The 19,660-nt window shown below is 72.3% G+C and carries 19 protein-coding genes and 2 pseudogenes; 10 read left to right on the top strand and 11 right to left on the bottom strand.

Annotated features, from left to right (window positions below; all coding sequences use genetic code 11):
- Window positions 1-60 precede the first annotated feature (60 nt).
- From AWZ10_RS40630 to AWZ10_RS40615, 4 genes are all read left to right on the top strand, one after another.
- Window positions 61-816, top strand: a complete 756-nt coding sequence (locus AWZ10_RS40630; RefSeq protein ID WP_046707176.1) for a PIG-L deacetylase family protein — start codon at window positions 61-63, stop codon at window positions 814-816.
- Window positions 816-1,526: a 4-carboxy-4-hydroxy-2-oxoadipate aldolase/oxaloacetate decarboxylase gene (locus AWZ10_RS40625; protein WP_046707177.1), complete on the top strand. Its 711-nt coding sequence runs from the start codon at window positions 816-818 to the stop codon at window positions 1,524-1,526. Before AWZ10_RS40630 ends, AWZ10_RS40625 begins: the two co-directional genes overlap by 1 nt.
- A gap of 79 nt (window positions 1,527-1,605) precedes the next feature.
- Window positions 1,606-2,694 carry a 4-oxalomesaconate tautomerase gene (locus tag AWZ10_RS40620; RefSeq protein WP_208618642.1) on the top strand — a complete coding sequence of 363 codons (1,089 nt, stop codon included), beginning with the start codon at window positions 1,606-1,608 and terminating at the stop codon, window positions 2,692-2,694.
- Window positions 2,695-2,704: 10 nt separating this feature from the next.
- Window positions 2,705-3,655 (top strand): catechol 2,3-dioxygenase, encoded by a 951-nt coding sequence (locus AWZ10_RS40615; RefSeq protein WP_046707178.1) that lies wholly within the window; start codon window positions 2,705-2,707, stop codon window positions 3,653-3,655.
- Between the two features lie 92 nt (window positions 3,656-3,747).
- On the opposite strand, the gene AWZ10_RS40610 is transcribed toward AWZ10_RS40615, so the two are convergent.
- Window positions 3,748-4,695, bottom strand: coding sequence for an alpha/beta hydrolase (locus AWZ10_RS40610; protein ID WP_046707179.1), 948 nt, complete (start codon window positions 4,693-4,695; stop codon window positions 3,748-3,750).
- Window positions 4,696-4,774: 79 nt separating this feature from the next.
- Between AWZ10_RS40610 and AWZ10_RS40605 the strand changes: the two genes are divergently transcribed.
- Window positions 4,775-5,293 carry a MarR family winged helix-turn-helix transcriptional regulator gene (locus tag AWZ10_RS40605; protein WP_208618641.1) on the top strand — a complete coding sequence of 173 codons (519 nt, stop codon included), beginning with the start codon at window positions 4,775-4,777 and terminating at the stop codon, window positions 5,291-5,293.
- Between the two features lie 80 nt (window positions 5,294-5,373).
- Here the strand turns inward: AWZ10_RS40605 and AWZ10_RS40600 are convergent, their stop codons facing one another.
- Window positions 5,374-6,477, bottom strand: a complete 1,104-nt coding sequence (locus AWZ10_RS40600; RefSeq protein WP_046707180.1) for an NAD(P)/FAD-dependent oxidoreductase — start codon at window positions 6,475-6,477, stop codon at window positions 5,374-5,376.
- 135 nt (window positions 6,478-6,612) lie between these two features.
- Between AWZ10_RS40600 and AWZ10_RS40595 the strand changes: the two genes are divergently transcribed.
- Window positions 6,613-7,101, top strand: a complete 489-nt coding sequence (locus tag AWZ10_RS40595; protein WP_046707181.1) for a phosphatase domain-containing protein — start codon at window positions 6,613-6,615, stop codon at window positions 7,099-7,101.
- Between the two features lie 21 nt (window positions 7,102-7,122).
- Here the strand turns inward: AWZ10_RS40595 and AWZ10_RS40590 are convergent, their stop codons facing one another.
- From AWZ10_RS40590 to egtA, 5 genes are all read right to left on the bottom strand, one after another.
- Window positions 7,123-7,341 carry a dodecin gene (locus AWZ10_RS40590; RefSeq protein ID WP_037698916.1) on the bottom strand — a complete coding sequence of 73 codons (219 nt, stop codon included), beginning with the start codon at window positions 7,339-7,341 and terminating at the stop codon, window positions 7,123-7,125.
- Between the two features lie 327 nt (window positions 7,342-7,668).
- Window positions 7,669-8,631 (bottom strand): L-histidine N(alpha)-methyltransferase, encoded by a 963-nt coding sequence (gene egtD, locus AWZ10_RS40585; protein ID WP_046707182.1) that lies wholly within the window; start codon window positions 8,629-8,631, stop codon window positions 7,669-7,671.
- Complete coding sequence (gene egtC, locus AWZ10_RS40580; protein ID WP_046707183.1) at window positions 8,628-9,464, bottom strand: ergothioneine biosynthesis protein EgtC; 837 nt, start codon at window positions 9,462-9,464, stop codon at window positions 8,628-8,630. Before egtC ends, egtD begins: the two co-directional genes overlap by 4 nt.
- Window positions 9,464-10,810: an ergothioneine biosynthesis protein EgtB gene (gene egtB / locus AWZ10_RS40575; RefSeq protein ID WP_060893580.1), complete on the bottom strand. Its 1,347-nt coding sequence runs from the start codon at window positions 10,808-10,810 to the stop codon at window positions 9,464-9,466. The genes egtC and egtB overlap by 1 nt, the downstream gene beginning before the upstream one ends.
- Complete coding sequence (gene egtA, locus AWZ10_RS40570) at window positions 10,807-12,081, bottom strand: ergothioneine biosynthesis glutamate--cysteine ligase EgtA (RefSeq protein ID WP_046707185.1); 1,275 nt, start codon at window positions 12,079-12,081, stop codon at window positions 10,807-10,809. Before egtA ends, egtB begins: the two co-directional genes overlap by 4 nt.
- A gap of 303 nt (window positions 12,082-12,384) precedes the next feature.
- Between egtA and AWZ10_RS40565 the strand changes: the two genes are divergently transcribed.
- Complete coding sequence (locus tag AWZ10_RS40565) at window positions 12,385-13,260, top strand: TIGR02452 family protein (protein ID WP_046707186.1); 876 nt, start codon at window positions 12,385-12,387, stop codon at window positions 13,258-13,260.
- Here the strand turns inward: AWZ10_RS40565 and AWZ10_RS40560 are convergent.
- The 4 genes and pseudogenes from AWZ10_RS40560 to AWZ10_RS55375 all read right to left on the bottom strand — a co-directional run bounded on the left by AWZ10_RS40560 (window position 13,257) and on the right by AWZ10_RS55375 (window position 17,060).
- Complete coding sequence (locus AWZ10_RS40560; protein WP_060893579.1) at window positions 13,257-13,703, bottom strand: type II toxin-antitoxin system PemK/MazF family toxin; 447 nt, start codon at window positions 13,701-13,703, stop codon at window positions 13,257-13,259. The genes AWZ10_RS40565 and AWZ10_RS40560 overlap by 4 nt on opposite strands.
- Window positions 13,704-13,800: 97 nt before the next feature.
- Window positions 13,801-15,219 carry a flotillin family protein gene (locus tag AWZ10_RS40555; protein WP_046707187.1) on the bottom strand — a complete coding sequence of 473 codons (1,419 nt, stop codon included), beginning with the start codon at window positions 15,217-15,219 and terminating at the stop codon, window positions 13,801-13,803.
- A 159-nt stretch (window positions 15,220-15,378) separates the two neighbouring features.
- The gene (locus tag AWZ10_RS40550; RefSeq protein ID WP_012999015.1) at window positions 15,379-15,603 is read right to left on the bottom strand and encodes a hypothetical protein; all 225 of its coding nucleotides are present in this window, start codon (window positions 15,601-15,603) and stop codon (window positions 15,379-15,381) included.
- Window positions 15,604-15,711: 108 nt separating this feature from the next.
- Window positions 15,712-17,060: pseudogene (locus AWZ10_RS55375) on the bottom strand (amidase).
- Window positions 17,061-17,733: 673 nt separating this feature from the next.
- Between AWZ10_RS55375 and AWZ10_RS40540 the strand changes: the two are divergent.
- From AWZ10_RS40540 to AWZ10_RS56070, 3 genes and pseudogenes are all read left to right on the top strand, one after another.
- Window positions 17,734-18,768, top strand: a complete 1,035-nt coding sequence (locus AWZ10_RS40540) for a LacI family DNA-binding transcriptional regulator (RefSeq protein WP_046707188.1) — start codon at window positions 17,734-17,736, stop codon at window positions 18,766-18,768.
- A 46-nt stretch (window positions 18,769-18,814) separates the two neighbouring features.
- Window positions 18,815-19,477, top strand: a complete 663-nt coding sequence (locus tag AWZ10_RS55590) for an FAD-dependent monooxygenase (protein ID WP_425264531.1) — start codon at window positions 18,815-18,817, stop codon at window positions 19,475-19,477.
- Window positions 19,474-19,660: pseudogene (locus AWZ10_RS56070) on the top strand (4-hydroxybenzoate 3-monooxygenase); the annotation flags it as partial. The gene AWZ10_RS55590 and the pseudogene AWZ10_RS56070, both read left to right, overlap by 4 nt.

The raw sequence follows: 19,660 nt of genomic DNA, 5'->3' as shown, positions 1-19,660 counted from the left end.
CCGACACAGGCTCTGGCGCCCCGGAGGCGAACCGAGCCTCAACAGGGAGTGAGCCGACACATGGCCGACGGCACGGCGTCCGCCGCCGCCCCACCTCGATCGACACTCGTCATCACCGCCCACGCGGGGGACTTCGTGTGGAGGGCCGGCGGCGCCATCGCCCTGGCGGCCTCGCGCGGCGAGAAGGTCACCGTCGCCTGTCTGACCTTCGGGGAGCGCGGGGAGTCCGCGAAGGCCTGGCGCGAGGGCCGGAAGCTCGGCGAGATCAAGGCGATCCGCCGGGAGGAGGCCGAGAGGGCCGCCGCCGCCCTCGGCGCCGGGATCGTCTTCTTCGACGCCGGCGACTACCCGCTGCTCGGCACCCCCGAACTGACCGACCGGCTGGTCGCCGTCTACCGCGCGACCCAGCCGGACGTCGTCCTCACCCACCCGCTGGAGGATCCCTACAACGGGGACCACCCGGCCGCCGCCCGCATGGCCCTGGACGCCCGCGTACTCGCGCAGGCCATCGGCTACCCCGCCGAGGGCGAGATCATCGGCGCCCCGCCCGTGTTCTTCTTCGAGCCGCACCAGCCCGAGATGTGCGGCTTCCGGCCCGAGGTCCTCCTCGACATCACCGACGTCTGGGAGACCAAGCGCAAGGCCATGGAGTGCCTGGGCGCCCAGCGGCACCTGTGGGACTACTACACCGACCTCGCCGTACGCCGTGGCGTCCAGCTCAAGCGCAACGCGGGACCCAACCTGGGCCTCGCCCACACGACCATGGCCGAGGCGTACATGCGCCCCTACCCGCAGGTCACGGGGGTGCTGGACTGATGGGCGGCGTGATCGTCACCAACCCGCCGAAGGCGGACGCCGAGGACGTCGAGGCGATCGGCCGGTACGGGGTCGCCACCGTCCACGAGGCGATGGGCCGCACCGGCCTGCTCGGAACCCACCTCCGCCCCGTCCAGCAGGACACCCGGATCGTCGGCACCGCCGTCACGGTCCTGTCCTGGCCCGGCGACAACCTCATGATCCATGCCGCCGTCGAGCAGTGCGGCGAGGGCGACATCCTCGTCGTCACCACCACCTCGCCCTCCACCGACGGCATGTTCGGCGAACTGTTCGCCACCGCGCTCGGGCGGCGGGGCGTACGCGGCCTGGTCATCGACGCGGGCATCCGCGACACCTGCGAACTGCGCGCGACGGGCTTCCCCGCCTGGGCCGCGGCCGTCAGCGCGCAGGGCACCGTCAAGGCCACCGGCGGCTCCGTCAACATCCCCGTGGCCATCGGCGGCCAGGTCGTCCGTCCCGGGGACGTGATCCTCGCCGACGACGACGGCGTGGTCGTCGTCCCCCGGGAACGGGCCCGGCGTACGGCCGAGGCGTCCGAGGCCCGCGAACGGAAGGAGGCCGCCTCCCGTGCCGCCTTCCTGGACGGCCAACTCGGCCTGGACCGCTACGGGTTGCGGGAGACCCTCGTACGACTCGGGGTGACGTACCGGTCCTACGAGGAGTACACGGGCGAGGAGGCGGACTCGTGAGGCCGTACGCGAGGTACGCGGGCGAGCGCGGCCGAGCCGGGAAGCCGCACGGGGAGCACGTCGGCGCGGAGGCCCGGCCGTGACCGGGTGGCCCGACGGGATCCGCTGCATGCTGATGCGCGGCGGCACCTCCAAGGGCGCCTACTTCCTCGCCGGGGACCTGCCCGCCGTCCCGGCCGACCGTGACGGCCTGCTGCTGCGGGTGATGGGCGGCCCCGATCCCCGCCAGATCGACGGACTGGGCGGCGCCCATCCCCTGACCAGCAAGGTGGCCGTGGTGTCCGCCTCGGCCGATCCCGAGGCCGACGTCGACTACCTCTTCCTCCAGGTCGGCGTCGACCTGGCGGAGGTGAGCGACCGTCAGAACTGCGGCAACCTGCTCGCCGGAGTCGGTCCGTTCGCCGTCGAACGCGGACTGGTGAGCGTCGGCGAGCCGGAGACGTCCGTACGGATCCGCATGCTGAACAGCGGTGATCTCGCCGTCGCCACCTTCCCCACCCCCGGCGGCCGGATCGCGGTCACCGGGGACGCCGGGATCTCGGGGGTGCCGGGGACGGCCGCGCCGGTGGTGATCGAGTTCCCGTCGGGCGGCACCCCGCTGCTGCCCACCGGCAACGCCCGTGACGTCGTCGCCGGCACCGAGGTGACCTGCGTGGACAACGGCATGCCGACCGTCCTGATCCCCGCCGCCGCGCTGAACGTCACCGGCCACGAGACCCCCGAAATCCTGGAGGAGGACCTCGCGCTCGCCGACCGGCTGCGCGGGATCAGGCTGGCGGCGGGCCCGCTGATGGGTCTCGGCGACGTCGAGCACACCACCGTGCCCAAACTCAGCCTGCTCGCCCCGCCGCAGGACGGCGGCGCGGTCGCCACCCGCACGTTCATCCCGGTGCGCTGTCACACCTCGATCGGCGTACTCGGCGGCGCGAGCGTGGCCGCCGGGCTGCGCGTGAAGGGCGGAGTCGGCGACGGCCTGGCCCAACTCCCGCTCACCGGTGACCTGTTGCGCATCGAGCACCCCACCGGCTTCCTCGACATCGAGACCCACGTGGCGTACGGCCCCGACGGCGGCCCCTCGGTGAGCCGCACCGCCGTCGTCCGCACCGCCCGCAAGATCTTCGACGGCACGGTCTTCCCCCGGCCCGCAGACCCCGCCTCCCGCCCCTAAGGAGTCACCGATGACCCCGCCGCTCGGCGACATCGCCCACCTCGGGCACGTCGAACTGCTCACCCCCGACCTCGACCGCAGCCTCTGGTTCTTCACCGAGATCCTGGGCCTCACCGAGAACGGCCGCTCCGGCGGCTCCGTCTACCTGCGGACCTGGGACGACTACGAGCACCACAGCCTCACCCTCACCGCCCACTCCACCAACGGCATCCGCCGCACCGCCCTGCGGGCGTCCGGCGAGGAGGCCCTGCGGCGCCGGGTCAAGGAGCTGGAGAGCACCGGGCGCGCGGGCCGCTGGGTCGAGGACGAACCGGGGATCGGCCCGCTCTACGTCACCACCGACCCCGACGGGCACGAGCTCGCCCTGTACTGGGAGAGCGAGTGGTACGAGGCGCCGGCCGACCTCAGGCCGGGGCTGAAGAACCAGCCCCAGGCCAAACCCGGCCACGGCGTCGGCGTACGCCGCCTCGACCACGTCAACTACCTCGCCTCCGACGTCGGGGCCAACGCCGAGTTCACCCGCGAGGTGCTCGGCGCACGCCCCACCGAACAGATCGTCCTCGACACCGGGAAGGTCGCCGCCCAGTGGCTGACCTTCACCAACAAGTCGTACGACGTCGTCCACACCGAGGACTGGACCGGCTCACGCGGCCGTCTGCACCACATCGCGTTCGCCACCGACACCCGCGAGGACATCCTGCGAGCCGCCGATCTCTGCCTCGACCAGGGCGTGTTCATCGAGACCGGCCCGCACAAGCACGCCATCCAGCAGACGTTCTTCCTGTACGTCTACGAGCCGGGCGGCAACCGCATCGAGCTGTGCAACCCGCTCACCCGGCTCGTCCTCGCCCCCGACTGGCCGCTCGTCACCTGGACGCAGGCGGAGCGCGCCAAGGGCCAGGCCTGGGGCCTGCGGACCATCGAGTCGTTCCACACCCACGGAACACCGCCGGTCGGCTGAGAGAGCGCAAGTCCCCGTCCCCGACAGGGTGAACACCCCGTGGAGGGCCGGCCCGCGGTCGCGGACCGGCCCTCCACGGGGACGTCGCCGCCCTACGACACCCTCTCCTCGAACGCCCGTCGCACCTGCTCCGCGATCAGCGGGTACACCTCGCGTGCCCTGGCCTCGTCCTGGCTGTCGTAACCGTGGTCGGCGCCGGTGACGTCGTGGTGGCCGACCAGCGATCCGGCCGTGCGGAGGCGGTCGGCGTAGGCCACGCCCTCGGCCTTGAGGAGGTCGTACTCGGCGGTGACGACGAAGGCCGGCGCGATGCCCTTGAGACCGGCGGTGTCCGAGGGGTGCGCGGGCGAGGCCAGCCGGTCGCCCCGCTGCTTCGGGTCCGGGATGTACGCGCTGTCGAAGACGTCCGCCATCCAGGGGCGCAGCAACGGCTTGGCGATCGCGGCCCGCTTGTCGCGGGCGGCGGTGGCGAGGTCGAGCGGCGGATAGTGCAGGACCTGGAGGGCGATCGACGGGCCGCCCTCCTCCAGCGCCTGGCGGGCCACCGCCGCCGCGAGGCCGCCGCCCGCGCTCTGGCCGCCAACGGAGAGCCGTTCGCCGTCCCAGCCGTGCTCGCCCCCGTGCTCGGCGACCCACCGGACGACCTCGAACGCCTGCCGGGGCGGCGCGGGGAACGGGTGCTGCGGGGCGACCACGTAGTCCACGTTGAGCACGGCCACACCCGCCTCGACGGCTATGCACCGGCACAGCGAGTCGTCCAGCTCGATCTGCGGCATGACGTAGCCGCCACCGTGGAAGTTGACGTGGACCGGCGGGGGAGGGCCTCCCTCCGCGTCGGCGGGCACGTACAGCACGGCGCGGGCCGGGCCGAACGAGGTCGGTACCGTCAACTCGCGCGTGGTGCAGGTGTATTCGGGGAGGCGGGCGTGCCATGCGGCCGTGGAGCCGGGCCCACCGGCTCGTCGGCTCGCCAGTGCCGCGAGCCGTTGCATCGCCTTGGCCGCGAAGGCGGCCACCGCCGGGCGGGCGAGAAGGGACATGAGGGCTCCGTTCGGTCGCGGGGGCTACCCGGGCGATGAACTTACTTGAGTTAGGCAACAAGATGGTAAAGTAGATCCCATGCCCCCCTCACCGCTACCCTCCGACCCGGCTTCCCCGGAAGTGATCGAGATCGAGCGAGCCCTCACTCGCATCACCTACCTCAGCACCCGGGCCCGGGCGCACGAGCGTCTGATGAGCCTGGCCGGGGTGCCGCTGGACCGTGCCGCCGTCGCCCTGCTGCGTCAGATCGCCGACTCCGAGCCGCTGCGTCCGGGGGAGCTGGCCAACCGCCTAGGTGTCGAGGCCTCGCACGTCACCCGCCAGGTCCAGCAGCTCCAGAAGGCCGGCTACGTCACCCGCGTACCCGATCCGGACGACCGCCGCGCCCAGCGCATCGAGCTGACGGCGGTCGGCAAGCAGGCCATAGGGCGCATTCGGGAGGCCGGTGTCCGCGGTATGCAGATGGCGCTGTCCGAGTGGTCGCCCGAGGAACTCCAGCAGCTCGCGGGACTCTTCCACCGGATGGTCGACGACTTCCTCGCCCACGCGAACGACCTCGTGGAGCAGGAGCCGACGGGTGCGGTCCGGGTCGACTGACCCTTTCGAGGTGGGGTGCTCGGCCGCGGGCGGGTGGGCCGTGTCCCGCCCCCGCCGCTCCCTCGGGGGAGGCCCGAGTCTCACGCGGAGTAGCCGAGCTGCTTCCGTATATACGGCGTCATCAGTGTCTTCGCCTTCGCCAGCGTGGACGTGCGCGCGCCGAGCACGGCCGTCTCGCCGCCCGGCACGGGCAGGAGGGTGATTCCGTCGGCCGGACCGAGGGGCACGATCAGCGGGGTCCGCCGGATCGGCCGGTACAGACGCGGCTCCTTGCGGTGCTTGCCCGAACTCCCCAGATAGGCGCGGATGTTGTGGGCGGCGATGTCCGCCTGGGCGAACGCGACGGGGGAGACCTTCAGCTCGCTGACGTCGTTCACGTCACCGACCGCGAACACGTCGAGCCGCCCGTCGACCCGCAGCATCCGGTCGACCTTGACGTGCCCGGCGGCGTTGAGCCAGTCCCCGTGCCCGGCCAGCCGCAGCCAGAGGGTGTTCGGCGTGGTGCCGTTGGCCCAGAAGGAGAGGTCGGCCTCGATGAGGTTGCCCCGCCCGTCCCGGTAGGTGCCGAAGTCGGGCCCGGGGGAGACGAACGAGTCGAGCCGTACCTCCACGTCGTGCGACTCCAGCCAGGCCAGGGCCCGCCGTCCGGCCCACTTGCTGCCGGTGGAGTTGAGCAGCTCGGGCCCGGCGTGCGCGAGGGTGACCCGCGCGTCCGGCCGGGCCAGCCGGATCTCGGCGGTGAGTTCCACGCCGCCGGGTCCGCCGCCGACGATCAGGACGTGCTCGGCGGCGGCCACGCTCTCCTGGTGCACGGCGAACGTCTTGCCCGCCTCCTCGGAGGTGGTGCCCAGGAAGCGGGCCGGCTCCGGATAGTCCGCGCCGGTCGCGATCACCACCACGTCGTACGGCAGCCGCTCACCCGTGGCGAGCTTCACCTGCCGCTCGGCGGTGTCGATCCCGACCGCCTTGCCCATCACGACACGGCCGTTGCGCAGCAGCCGGTCGTACGGGATGAAGGGCGTCGTCGTCCATGCCTCGTGCACGCCGGCGCGCAGCGCGGCGATGCGGTGGAAGAAGACCTCCTTGCGGTCCACAAGGGTGACCCGTGCGACCTCGTCCAGCTGCTTGGCGAGGCGGATGCCCCCGTATCCGCCGCCGATCACGATTATTTCGCCGTCAAGCACGCCCGTTCTCCTGTGCTGTGTGGGGGGAGAGATGACGAGCGTAACGTTTGAAACTTAAAGCTATTAGCGGAGTTTGTGTTTGTTGTGTGAAGCGACGACGGACGACACGAGTCATCTGCTGCCTAGGCTGGTGCCGTGACCGACAACGACCGGCCCCTCGCCGTATTCGACCTGGACAACACCCTCGCCGACACCGCGCACCGGCAGCGGTTCCTGGAGCGGAAGCCGCGCGCCTGGGACGCGTTCTTCGCCGCCGCCCCGCACGATCCGCCGCTGGCCGAGGGCGTCGCGCTGGCGCGGGAGAGCGCGCAGGAGTGTGAGGTCGTGTACCTGACCGGGCGGCCCGAGCGCTGCCGCCGCGACACCGTCGACTGGCTCGCCGCGCACGGGCTGCCCGAAGGGCGGATCTGGATGCGCCGTGACAACGACCGCAGGCCCGCCCGCCGCACCAAGCTGGAGATCCTCCGCGATCTCGCCCGGACCCGCGAGATCCGCGTCCTCGTGGACGACGACGCACTGGTCTGCGAGGACGCGGAGCGGGCGGGCTTCACGGTCGTACGGGCGCGCTGGGCCGTCGGCTCCAGCGCGCTGAAGGTGGCGCAGGAGCGGGAGGGACGGACCTGAGCGCCCGCCGGGGCCGCTGGGTCAGTCGGTGTCGTCGTCCAGTCGGAAGCCGACCTTGAGGCCGACCTGGTAGTGCGCGATCTGCCCGTTCTCGATATGCCCCCTGACCTGCGTCACCTCGAACCAGTCCAGGTTGCGCAACGTCTGGGAGGCGCGGGCGACGCCGTTGCGGATGGCGTGGTCGACGCTCTCGCCCGAACTGCCGACGATCTCGGTGACCCGGTAAACGTGGTCGGTCATGCGGGTTCTCCTTGTCGCGTGCTCCGCCGTGGCCGGTGCGCCACACGTCATTCCACGGTGCCTCAGAGTGCGCGGGTCCGCGAGACGTCGATTCGATCGCCCCCGAGGGGCGCGTCGTCGGGCGCGGATGGGTGGGGCTTCTCGCGCAGTTCCCCGCGCCCCTGAAAGACCAGACCCCTGCGGGCCTGAGAAGCACGGGGCGCAGCCCCTGCTTCTCGGGCCCGCGGGGAACTGCGCGACCAGCCCCCATCGGACCCGCGCTGTGGGGGTGAAGGGGCGCAGCCCCTGGGGATGGGACGGGTAGGGGCGGCGGGGGCGAGGAAGCCGCTACGCCACGCGGCTCAACGACAGCGCGAAGCGGCCCTCCCTGTCCGTCCACCAGTGGGTCAACTCCAGCCCGCAGGACGCCAGCTCGGACCGAACACCACCCTTCCTGAACTTCGCCGAGACCTCCGTGCGCAACTCCTCCCCGGCCGCGAAGTCGACCGCCAGGTCAAGCGCGGGGACCTTCACCGTCTGGGCCTTGCGGGACCGCAACCGCATCTCGATCCACTCGCACTCGGCGTTCCAGAGAGCGACATGCTCGAAGGTGTCGGCGTCGAAGTCCGCCCCCAGCTCCCGGTCGACCACGTTCAGCACGTTCTTGTTGAACTCGGCCGTCACCCCGGCCGCGTCGTCGTACGCGGCGACCAGCACCGCCGCGTCCTTGACCAGGTCCGTGCCCAGCAGCAGCGCGTCACCGGGCGCCAGCAGCGCACGGACGGCGGCCAGGAACGCGGCCCGCTCCACGGGCACCAGGTTGCCGATCGTGCCACCCAGGAACGCCACCAGACGTGGCCCCGGAGTCCCGGGCAGTTCGAGCCCGGCGGTGAAGTCGGCGATCAGGGCGTGCACGTTCAGCCCCGGCCGCTCGGCGATCAGCGCCTCGCCCGCCTGCCGCAGCGCGCTCTCGCTGACGTCGACCGGCACGTACGTGTGCAGGTCGGGCATCGCGTCCAGCAGGTGCCGGGTCTTCTCGGACGAGCCGGACCCCAGCTCGACCAGGGTGCGCGCACCGCTCGCCGCGGCGATCTCGCCCGCCCGGCCGACCAGGATCTCGCGCTCCGCACGGGTCGGGTAGTACTCGGGCAACTCGGTGATCCGCTCGAACAGTTCGCTGCCACGCGCGTCATAGAACCACTTGGGCGGCAGCGTCTTCGGCGTACGGGTCAGACCGTCCAGGACGTCGGCGCGCAGGGCGGCGTCCGTGGCGTCCTCGGGCAGGGTACGGGTGAGAAGGAACGGGCTCACGCAGGGGGCTCCTTCGGAAGGACGGGTGGGGAGTCGTCGTTCGGGCGGGTGGGTACCTCCGGCTCCTTGAGTCGGGTGGGTGCCTCCAGCTCCTTGAGCGGGGTGAGCAGGACGTCCGTCCGGCTCGCCGCGAGCAGTGTGCGGTCCGGGACCTCCACCCAGCGCGGATCGTCGTCGTACGGCTCGGACGCCACGACCGTGCTGCGGCCGGGCTCGGCGAGATACCAGAGCGTGTCGCCCCAGGCCGTCGCGGCGATCGTCTCGCCGTTGGTGAGCAGCAGATTGAGGCGCGACCCGGGGGCCGCCCGGGCGACCTCCAGGACCGTGTCGGCCAGCGCCTGGCCCTCCGTGTCGCCGGCCCGCAGCCGGTTCAGGACCATGGCCCACACGAGCGCCGAGTCGTTGCGGGCCTCCATCGACAGCACCTCGGCGGCGGGCAGTTCGGCGGCGAGCGGCGCCAGGGACCGGGGCCATCCGGCGACCGCCCCGTTGTGGCTGAACAGCCAGGGCCCGGCCGTGAACGGCGCCGCCGCGGCCTCGTCGTCCGCGCCCGCCACCGTGGCGTCCCGGACGGCGGCCAGCAGCGCCCCGGTGCGGACCACCCGGGCGAGGTCCGCGAAGGACTGGTCGCCCCAGATCGGCCCGGCCCGCCGGTACCGCCCCGGCACCGGGTCGCCCTCCGCGTACCAACCGACCCCGAAACCATCGGCGTTGACCGTCCCGTACCGCTGCCGCCGGGGCGCCCACGACTGGCGGAACAGACTGTGCGGCGGGTCCACCAGGGCCCTGCCCAGCGGCAGAGCGGGCCCGAGATAGGCGATATGGCGACACATCAGACGACCTCCGGGGAGGCGTCCCGTGCCGTGCGGAATCCGCTGAAGATCTGCCGCCGGATCGGGTAGTCCCAGTTGCGGAACGTTCCCCGGCACGCCACCTGGTCCACGGCGAACGCACCACCGCGCAGCACCTTGTACTCGGGGCCGAAGAACACCTCCGAGTACTCCTTGTACGGGAACGCGGTGAACCCCGGGTAGGGCAGGAAGTCGCTCGACGTCCACTCCCACACGTCACCGATCAACTGCCGTACGCCCAGCGGCGACTCGCCCGCCGGGTAGCTGCCGACGGGTGCCGGACGCAGATGCCGCTGTGCGAGGTTGGCGTGCTCGGGCGTCGGGTCGGCGTCGCCCCACGGGTAGCGGGCCGAGCGGCCGGTGACCGGGTCGTGCCGGGCCGCCTTCTCCCACTCGGCCTCGGTGGGCAGCCGGCGCCCCGCCCAGCGGGCGTACGCGTCCGCCTCGTACCAGCACACGTGCAGCACCGGCTCGTCGGCCGGCACGACCTCGGTGACGCCGAACCGCCGCCGCAGCCACTGCCGGCCGTCGCGCCGCCAGAACAGCGGCGCGTGGATGCCGCGCGCGCGAATGTGGTCCCAGCCCTCGGCCGTCCACCAGCGTTCGTCGTCGTAACCGCCGTCCGCGATGAACACCTGGTACGCGCCGTTCGTCACCGGCGTGGTGTCGATGTGGAACGCCGGGACGATCCTCCGGTGCGCGGGCCGCTCGTTGTCCAGCGCCCACGGCTCGGTCGAGGTGCCCATCGTGAACTCCCCGCCGGGCACGAGGACTTCGGCAGGGCCCGTGAAGAAGGGGACGGGCTCGGGGTCCGGCGCCGACAGCACGGCGGGGCCCCGGCGGAGCTGATGGGTGATCAGCATCGTCTCGTCGTGCTGCTGTTCGTGCTGGGCGATCATGCCGAAGGCGAAGCCCGCGTCGGTGAGCCGGGTGCCGCGGAAGTCGGTGCTCTCCAGCACGTCAAGGGCCCGGCCGCGCACCTCGTGCAGATACTGCCGGGCCTCCTCGGGAGCCAGCAGTGGCAGCGAGGGCCGCACGGCCCTCGGATGCTCGAAGGCGTCGTACAGTCCGTCGATCTCGGGCCGCATCGCCTCCCGCCCGGCGACGTTGCGCAGCAGCCACAGCTCCTCCTGGTTGCCGATGTGGGCGAGGTCCCACACCAGCGGGGACATCAGCGGCGAGTGCTGCGCGGTGAGGTCGGACTCGTCGACGGCGGTCGTCAGGAGCGCGGTGCGGGCCCGGGCCGTGGTCAGCGCCGCCAGCGCGCGCTCCCGGAGTATGTGGGGGTCGGTGTCGGCCGTCGGGGCCGGCGTCCGGGATGCGGTCATGCGGGGATGTCCTTCCCGTGGAACAGGTCGAGCACGTCGTCGGCGGGGCAGCGGCCCCGGGCCACATAGCGGTCGGTGTACGCCGCGACCGCGTCCTGCACCTCGGAACTCGCGCCGAGCCGGGGCAGTGCCTCGGCCGCCGCGGCGAAGCAGACGGCCGCCGCTTCCCGCAGTTCGGGATCGGTCAGGCCGTCACGCGTGGCCGCGTCCCACAGCGGATTGCGCGGTGGCGGCTGCGAACCCGCCCGCTCCGCGAGGGGCTTGACCGTCCGGTACGCGATCTCGGCGGCCTCCGGGTCCTCGAACAGCGCCGTCGTCACCGCGAGCGGCACGATCCAGCCGTCCTCGCCGGGCTGCGCGTCGATCATGCGGAGCTCCAGGTGGCCGCGCGGGCGCACCGGCGGGAACAGCGTCGTCAGGTGATAGTCGAGGTCGGCGCGGCTCGGCGGGGTGTCGGATCTCGTCCACTCCCGGAACGTCATCGCTCCGGGCACACCCCAGGGACCCTCGTCCGCCCGTACGCACATCACGGGCGCGTCCAGCACCAGCCGCGCCCACGCCGCGCGCGGGTCGCCGTCCAGCGCCGGGGCGTTGGTGCGCGCCGGGTCCATCCCCGCCCACAGCGCCTGCCTGGTCGAACGCCAGCCGGTGACCCGGCCGCGTGCCAGCGGCGAGTGCGCGAACGCGGCCACCAGCACCGCGCCGAGCTGGTGCGCCAGCCACCAGCGCCGCCGGTGGCCGAGGGTGCCCGGCTCCTCGTACCCGGCGTCGAGACACACCTGCACCGAGGCGGAGGAGCACATCATGGCCCGCCCCTCGGGTCCGAAGCGGTCGAGATAGATCTCCATCGCGTCGTACCGGGGCTCGTGCCGATAGCGGGTCGGGGGGTTCCAGGGTTCGTGGCCGAAGCCGCTGATGCCGAGACCCGCCTCGCGCAGTGTGGCGCGTACGGCGGTGAGGTCGGCCGAGACGGACCCGACGCACTCCATCAGGGAGGCGGCCGGCGCCGAGCTGAGCTCCAGCTGGCCGCCGGGCTCGACGGTCAGGGGTGAGTTCAGGGTCAGGGTCCGCAGTGCGGCGTAGGCCGCTTCGAGTCGTGCGGGTGTTGCCGGGAGCCGCGGGTCACGCAGCTCGTGGACGTGCCATTCCAGTTCGACACCGAGGGTGCGGGGTGGACCGGTCTTGAAGCAGATGCCCCGTACCAGGGCCTCCACCTCCGCCTCGGTGACCACGGAGCGTTGCTCCGTACAGCCACTCAGCGCATCTGACATGTCGGGATCCTCCTGAGATGCCAATCTCGTCGGCCAAGCCGCCGGTCCGTTCCCGTATGGGGTCGGACCGGCGGTGCTCGTCCCACCCAAAACCCTCACGCCGCTCTCGCACAAGGGGGCACATCATGGCAATGCGGATCGACGATCTCCGTTTCCGGGAACTTCAGGCACGCCTTCCCGCTCCCGTACGAACCATTCACACGAGGAAACTCCGTTGCGGTCACTCACCAGCATCGCCCAGGATGCGCCCATGAGCACGACGGGGGAGAACGCTGCGCCGGCGGTGCGCACGGGGGTGGCGCCATGAGCGCACGCCTACGCGCAATCGCACGCGAGACCGAGAGGATCGTCGAGGCCGGGCGCTATCGCGCGCCCACCGGCCACGAGGTGTCCATCGCGGCCGAAGTGGCGGCCGCCCGGGCCGGCACCCGTCTGTACGGCCCGGACCCGGTGGAAACCCCGCAGGCCGGTGCGGTGAAGGCGGTCATCGAGGTCACCGGTGAGAGCAGCCTGGAGGCCGCCCACCGCCTGACGGCCACCGAAGCCCCCGTGGCCGTCCTCAACTTCTCCTCCGCCCGAAACCCCGGCGGCGGCTACCTGAACGGCGCCCAGGCCCAGGAGGAAGCCCTCTGCCGGGCCTCCGCGCTCTACACCTGCGTCCGCGAGGCACCCGCCTTCTACGACCACCACCGCACCCACCGCGACCCGTTCTACACGGACCGTGTCATCCACTCACCCGCCGTGCCCGTCTTCCGGGACGACCGCGGTGCCCTCCTCGACACCCCGTACACCACCGGCTTCCTGACCTCCGCGGCCCCGAACGCCTCGGTCGTCCGGCGTACGACACCGGAGCGCGCAGCCGAGCTGCCCGGAGCGCTGGCCGTACGTGCGGAACGCGTCCTGGAGACGGCCGCGGCGAACGGCTACCGCCGACTGGTCCTGGGCGCCTGGGGCTGCGGGGTGTTCGGCAACGACCCGACCCAGGTGGCGGCCGCCTTCCGCGCGTTGCTCACGGCCGGTGGACGATTCGAGGGATTCTTCGAGCACGTGGTGTTCGGAATCCTGGACCGCACGAAGGGCACGGCGATCCGGAGCGCCTTCGAGCGAGAGTTCGCAACAACCGCGGTTCCCCGCGCCCCCGATCAGCCACGGACGACCCGCAGCAGGCCCACGGGCTAACGCCACTCGTACCGTTCCCGCAACCGGTGCACGACGGCGTTGAACCGCATCCGGTCCAACGCGCACGCCTCCCGCCGCATCCCCGCCTCGTGCAGCCGCAGCACCCGGTCCACATCCACCCAGGAATCCCGACCGGACCGATCCCACGGCCCACTCCCGATCGGCACCCACTCCCGGTCCCCGTCATGCCGCTTGCTGGACAACTGCACGGCGAGCAACGTCCCTGCGGCCTCCCGGGCGACCACGAGCACGGGCCGATCCTTCCCCCGCCCGTCGTTCTCCTCGAACGGCACCCACGTCCAGACGATCTCCCCGGGATCGGGATCCCCGTCGTGCGCGGGCGAGTACTCGGTACGCACCCGTCCGACATCACGGGGATCGGCCTCGGTGGTGGCCGTGGGCCCGTGGCGTCCGGGCACTTCTTGATCAGCGAAGGAAGTCACAGCCACACGCTAACCCGCGCCCCTTCAGGGGCGCGGGGAACCGCGCGACAAGCCACAAGCGACCCGCAGCCGACGACTCACAGTCGGGACTGCGGTGCTACGACTCCCTGTCGACCTGCACCTTCTCCACGGCCACCTTCTCCACAGGCACCCCATTGACTCCGGCCGAGCCGCCGGCAGGCACTCCGTTGTGGTTCATCGAGGACAACAACTGCCGAGCCAGCCCCAGCCCCGTCCCACCCATCGTGAGCGCCTTGGCGAACATGTCCGCCATCCCGTCGGCCCCGTTGAGCAGCACCATGTTGTCGACGTTGCCGAACGCGGACGCGCCGGCCTGCACGATCTCCGGCCACTGCTCGGCCAGTTGCTGCGCGATCACCGCCTCCTGGTTCTCGGCCAGCGCGGCGGCCCGCGCCTTGATGCCCTCGGCCTCCGCGAGCCCCTTCGCGCGCGCGGCCTCGGCGGCGGCGAGCCCCTTGGCCTTCCGGGCGGCGGCCTCGGCCTCACCGGAGATCTGGGTCGCGGTCGCCTCGGCGGCGGCAGCGAGTTCGGTCTCCTTGGCCTTGGCCTGCGCGGCGGAGATACGGGCGTCGCGCTCGGCGTCGGCGAGGGTGCGCTTCTCGTAGGCCTTGGCGTCCGCGGGTTTGCGGACGTCCGTCTGGAGCTGCTGCTCGCGCCGGGCCGCCACCAACTCCGCGACCCGGGTCTCCTGGACGACGACCTCCTGCTTGGCGGCCGCCTCGGCGAGCGGCCCGGCCTGTTTGGCCTTCGCCGCGGCGTTGTCCCGCTCTGCCTGGTAGCCGGCCTGGAGGATCTCGCTGTCCCGGGTGGCCTCCGCCATCCGCGCCGCGGCCATCTGCTCGGCCTCGGTGGCGAGCCGGTTGGCCTCGGCCTGCGCGATACGGGCGTCCCGCTGGACGGCCGCCGCGTGCGGCATGGCCAGGTTCTTGATGTAGCCGGTCGGGTCCTCGATCTCGTGGATCTGCAGGGAGTCGACGATCAGACCCAGCTTCTCCATCTCCGTACCGCACGCCGCCCGTGTCTGACCGGTCAGCTTGTCGCGGTCGCGGATCATGTCCTCGACCGTCAACCCGCCCACGATGGACCGGAGATGACCGGCGAACACGTTGTGCACCCGCTCCGAGACCCGCTTCTGCTGGTCGAGGAAACGGCGGGCCGCGTTCGCGATGGACACGAAGTCGTCGCCCACCTTGAAGATGACGACACCACGGATCTTCAGCGGAATGCCCTGATGGGTCACGCAGTCCACGGAGAGCTCGGTCTGGTTGAGGTCGAGCGAGAGCTTGCGCACCGCCTGCACACCGGGCAGCACGAGTGTGCCGCGCCCCGTGACGATACGGAAGTTCATGCCCTCCTCCAGGCCCTCCATCTTGGTCTTGGAGCCGGAGATGATGAGCGCCTCGTTGGGTTCGGCGACTCGCCACATGAGTTTGAACAGACCGACCACTACCAGGACGGCGCCCAGGGCCGCCCCCACGATCATGCCGACGAACATCGGCACACCCCCTCAGCCAGGTGCCCTTACGGCACCGAACGTCGGGAGTGTCCCGCGTGGTTCAGTGGTGGTACAGGTACCGGGAGACCGTTGTTGCAGTCCTGATGCGAACCGGTGCCACAAGGCCGACACAGCGCGCCCCGGGGACCCCGCGGACCGTCAACTGTCGTACGCCGCCGACACGTACACCGTGCGCGGCGGCAGATACTCCATCACCATCACGAGCGTTCCCGGCGCGATCCGGTCCTTCGCGGAGGCGGGGTACGCGAGAAAGTGCTCGGCGCCGCCCCGCACCCGGACGATCACCTCGCCGACGAGCCCGGGACCGACCGCACCGGTCACCCGTCCCATCAGCCCGACCATCGACGCTTCGTCCATGGTCACAGCGTACGGGTCACATCGCGGGCGCCGAACCCGCTCACACGGCGGGCGGCGAGTCCGCTCGTGCCGCGGCGACGGTACGCGACGCACCCACCGCACGGCCCGACCGGCTCACATCGCCGGTGAGTCCGCGGCGCTCCGCTGCGGCGGCCACTGCTCGTGCCAGCGCTGGTCCGCCTCCAACTGCGCGGCCAGCGACAACAGCAGAGGCTCGCTGTTCGCCGGGCCGAGCAACTGCGCGCCCACCGGCAGCCCGTCGCCCACGAACCCCGCCGGTACGTTCACGCCGGGCCAGCCCAGTACGTTCCACGGCCACGCGAACGGACAGGCCGCGATCACCGCGCGGTCGGTGCCGAGCCCGCCGAGGTTCAGCATGGAGCCGATGCGTGGCGGGGGAGCGGCGGTCGTCGGCGCCAGCAGCACGTCGTACGAGTCGAAGAGCGCGCCGATCCGCCGGTGCAAGCGTGACCTCCGCGCGGCGGGCCAGCCGCAGGGGAGCCCCGCCGAGCAGCCGGCCGAGGCGGGCGGCGTCGAGGGTGCGCCGGTCGAGGAGGCCCTGCTCGCTGATGGCGCCGACGCGTTCGGCGATGCCGGCGGTGGCGCGGGGGATGAAGGTCAGCCCGATCTGCCCGTACCGGGGCTCCGCCTCCTCCACCACGTGCCCGAGCGCGGCGAGCCGCTCCGCCAGGGCCCGCACCCGCACCTGTACGCGGGGGTCGAGCCGCGCGGGCAACGCGGTGAACGGCGGTTTCAGGGACAGGGCGATTCTGAGCCGCCCCGGCTCTCTTCCGACGGCCTCGGAGGCGTTGACGGGGGTCGGCCGGTGCAGGTCGCCCTCGTGGTTTCCGCAGGCCGCGTCCAGGAGGCGGGCGGCGTCGGCGACCGTGCGGGCGAGGGTGCCGTTGACGGTGATGCCCTGGAAGGACTCCGCGTGCGGTCAGGTCGAGATGCGGCCGCGCTGTGGCTTGACGCCGATGAGGTGCGTCCAGGCGGCGGGGATGCGCACCGACCCGGCGCCGTCCGAGCCCAGGGCGGCCGGCACGAGCCCGGCGGCCACGGCTGCCGCCGAACCACCCGAGGAACCGCCGGGGGTGTGGGTCCGGGTGCCAGGGATTCCGGGTGGCCCCGAAGGCCGGCCCCTCCGTGAACGGCCACTGTCCCAGCTCGCACGTGTTGGTCTTGCCGACGACGATCGCCCCGGCCGCGCGCAGCCGCCGTACGGCCTCGCCGTCCTCGGGCAGCGACGGGAACTCCCCCCGGCAACCGAACGCGGTCGGTTCGCCCGCCACGTCCATGTCGTCCTTCACGGCCACCGGCACGCCGAGCAGTGGCCGCCGCCCGCCCTCCGCCAGTTCCTGGTCCGCCGCGTCGGCCTCCATCAGCGCCGCCTCGGCCCGCACCCGCCGGAACGCGTTCACGGTTTCCTGACTCGCCTCCGGGGGGGGCGGGACCATGGTCATGGTTCTCCTCGTGCGGGTACCGGCGCCCACGGTGCCTACCGCGAGACGCGTGCCAACGCTTCGTACCGCGATGATGAGCGCGACGGCAAGCGCGCGGACGCCGTCGTACTGCGGTGGATGCCCGCCATCGGGCGGGTGGCCCACGGGAAGCCGGGAGCGGCACGTCGGCGGGCGTACCGACCGGTGTTCGCCCCCGCATCGAACACACAGTTCACGCCATAGCTTTCGGGCGTCGCTACCACCGGTGCCCACTCCGGCGGCCGTCGCCGGACCAGGGGAGCAATGTCCCACGAACGCCGCGCGCGAGTCAGGCGCGCGTCCTTGGCCAGGCACGCGACCGCCCACCGTGCGCCGACCCTGAGCTGCGGATCGGCTCCCGCCACCAGCGGAACCCCGGTGCGCCGCCGCGTCACGAGCCCGCGGCTGTCCCGGACGGAGGCCGGTCACCCGCACACCGAGCCGGAGGGGAGAGCAGGCCAACCATCTGTTCGGGCTCGCCATGGGCACACCTGTGTTGAGATGGCGCGAAATGGTTGACCGGTTGAACAGATTTCGAACACATTCGTCAAACTGCCCTGCCACAAAGATCGGTGGCCCGAACCCCGAGCTCCCGCGTGGTCGGTACTCCCCCGGCCGGAACGAACTTCACCGCTTCTGCAAGGATGCAATCCTCATGGTGCAGATACCGAAAGAGCCCGCCCCGCCCTCGCCCCTGCAGCGATCCGTGCCCACGAGCGCCGATGTGGCACGACTCGCGGGTGTCTCACGCGCGACGGTCAGCTATGTCCTGAACAACACCAGCGCCGTCCGCATCAGCGAGCCCACCCGCCGCCGCGTCCACGAGGCTGCCAAGGAACTCGGCTACGTTCCCCACGCGGCGGCCCGCAGTTTGCGCGCCGGCCACAGCCGCCTGGTACTGATGCCCACGCCGAACGTGCCCATCGGCCCGCTCTACAGCCAGTTCATCAACGAGATCCAGTGGGCCCTCAGCCGTCTCGACTACACCGTCGTCCAGCACGGCGGCTTCGGCCTGCGCGGCGACGACGCCGCCCGCGCCTGGGCCGAGCTGCGCCCGGTCGCGGTGATCGTGCCCGGTGTCGGCATCGGCCCGCAGGGGGTGGCCGTCCTCAAGCGTTCCGGCGCCAAGGCCGTCGTCACCCTCACCCCCGAACCCGTCGAGGGCGCCCACGCGTTGATCCTGGACCACGCGGGCGTCGGCCACAGCGCCGGCCGGCACCTGGTCGAGCGCGGCCGCCGCCGTATCGGTGTCGTCGTGCCCGAGGAGCCCGGCTTCGGGGTCTTCTCCCACCCTCGCCTCGCCGGCGTGCGACGCGCGGTGCAGGGGACGGAGGCCACGGTCACCGAACTGCCGCTCGCCTACGACGAGGCGGCCGCGGCCCGGCTCGCCCGCGACTGGCGCTCCCTCGGTCTGGACGCGGTGTTCGCGTACAACGACGAATACGCGATGCTGGTGGTGCGGGCCCTGCAGGACGAGGGCATCGACATCCCCCGCGAGGCTGCCGTGGTCGGAGCCGACGACCTGCTGCTCGGCAGGCTGCTGCGGCCGCGCCTCAGCACCGTCCACCTGGAGCTGCCGTCCGGGCGGCACCTCGCGGAACTGGTCGACCGTCTGGTGCGCGACCCCGCGTCCGTCCCCACGACCCACGACGTGCTGGGCGCGCGGATCGTCCACCGCGAAACGAGCTGAACGGACAGGGCTGAACGGACAGGGCGGGGCGGACCCCCGCCTCGGGATGCGCGTCGTGCGCACCACGGTCGGCATCATCGGCGGCGGCCCCGCCGGGCTCCTCCTCGCCCGGCTGCCGCACCGGGCGACAGTGGCTGCGTGGTCCCGGAGAGCCGGTGACCGCGTGTACCTGGAACAGCGCCGGGCCGGGATGCCGGAGCAGGCCACGGTCGACGCGCCGCGCGAGTGCGGCGCCGCCGAACGCCTGGAGATCGAGGGCCTGGGTGCCCCACGGCATCGAGGTGCGCCTCGATCATGGGCGGCACCGCCTCGACCTCCCGGTCCTCACCGGCGGCCGTACGGTCACGATCTACGCCAGGACCGAGATCGTGCAGGACCTCGTCGCCCTCCAACTCGCCGACCGGCCACCGCTGTTGTTCCGGACGGAGGCACTCGGCGTCGAGGGCCGCTCGGCGGGCGACCGGGCACTCGGCGTCGAGGGCCGCTCGGCGGGCGACCGGTGGTGCCCTTCGTCCACGACGGCAACCAGGAAGGGCCGTCCCGCGAGTCGGTGGTCGGCTGCGGCGGTCCGGCGAGGCTTCCGCGACATCTCCCGCCACGTGTTCCACGCCTCGACCGCCCACGCCGACCCGCCGGGTACACGCGCACGGGTACCCGTACTCCTGGCTGGGTGTCCCGGCCGAAGTCCCGCCGCCCTGCGCGGAGTTGATCCACACGCACGGAGAGGGCGGCTTCGCCCTGCAACGTATGCGCGTCCGGGACGAACTCGCCGCGCGCTTGGCGATCGACGCCGACCGCAGCCCGGAACGCGGACCGGGCACCGCCAAGTCCGCGCCCCCCCCGCGCGGTCACGGCCACGAGCCGACGCGCCACGGGCGCGCCGCTGCTCGCC

Source organism: Streptomyces europaeiscabiei (assembly GCF_001550375.1).
GTDB classification, from domain to species: domain Bacteria; phylum Actinomycetota; class Actinomycetes; order Streptomycetales; family Streptomycetaceae; genus Streptomyces; species Streptomyces europaeiscabiei.
Note: the sequence above shows the minus strand (reverse complement) of the source record. Positions and strands in the feature narration are given on the sequence as shown.

What these genes read in the sequence shown, in the direction of transcription:
- egtB (WP_060893580.1), bottom strand. Translation starts at nt 10,810, where the DNA reads ATGACCGCATCCCGGACGCCGGCCCCGACGGCCGACACCGACCCCCAC.
- AWZ10_RS40565 (WP_046707186.1), top strand. Translation starts at nt 12,385, where the DNA reads ATGAGCGCACGCCTACGCGCAATCGCACGCGAGACCGAGAGGATCGTC.
- AWZ10_RS55590 (WP_425264531.1), top strand. Translation starts at nt 18,815, where the DNA reads ATGCGCGTCGTGCGCACCACGGTCGGCATCATCGGCGGCGGCCCCGCC.
- egtA (WP_046707185.1), bottom strand. Translation starts at nt 12,081, where the DNA reads ATGTCAGATGCGCTGAGTGGCTGTACGGAGCAACGCTCCGTGGTCACC.
- AWZ10_RS40625 (WP_046707177.1), top strand. Translation starts at nt 816, where the DNA reads ATGGGCGGCGTGATCGTCACCAACCCGCCGAAGGCGGACGCCGAGGAC.
- AWZ10_RS40555 (WP_046707187.1), bottom strand. Translation starts at nt 15,219, where the DNA reads ATGTTCGTCGGCATGATCGTGGGGGCGGCCCTGGGCGCCGTCCTGGTA.
- AWZ10_RS40590 (WP_037698916.1), bottom strand. Translation starts at nt 7,341, where the DNA reads ATGACCGACCACGTTTACCGGGTCACCGAGATCGTCGGCAGTTCGGGC.
- AWZ10_RS40540 (WP_046707188.1), top strand. Translation starts at nt 17,734, where the DNA reads ATGGTGCAGATACCGAAAGAGCCCGCCCCGCCCTCGCCCCTGCAGCGA.
- AWZ10_RS40630 (WP_046707176.1), top strand. Translation starts at nt 61, where the DNA reads ATGGCCGACGGCACGGCGTCCGCCGCCGCCCCACCTCGATCGACACTC.
- AWZ10_RS40610 (WP_046707179.1), bottom strand. Translation starts at nt 4,695, where the DNA reads ATGTCCCTTCTCGCCCGCCCGGCGGTGGCCGCCTTCGCGGCCAAGGCG.
- AWZ10_RS40605 (WP_208618641.1), top strand. Translation starts at nt 4,775, where the DNA reads ATGCCCCCCTCACCGCTACCCTCCGACCCGGCTTCCCCGGAAGTGATC.
- AWZ10_RS40615 (WP_046707178.1), top strand. Translation starts at nt 2,705, where the DNA reads ATGACCCCGCCGCTCGGCGACATCGCCCACCTCGGGCACGTCGAACTG.
- egtC (WP_046707183.1), bottom strand. Translation starts at nt 9,464, where the DNA reads ATGTGTCGCCATATCGCCTATCTCGGGCCCGCTCTGCCGCTGGGCAGG.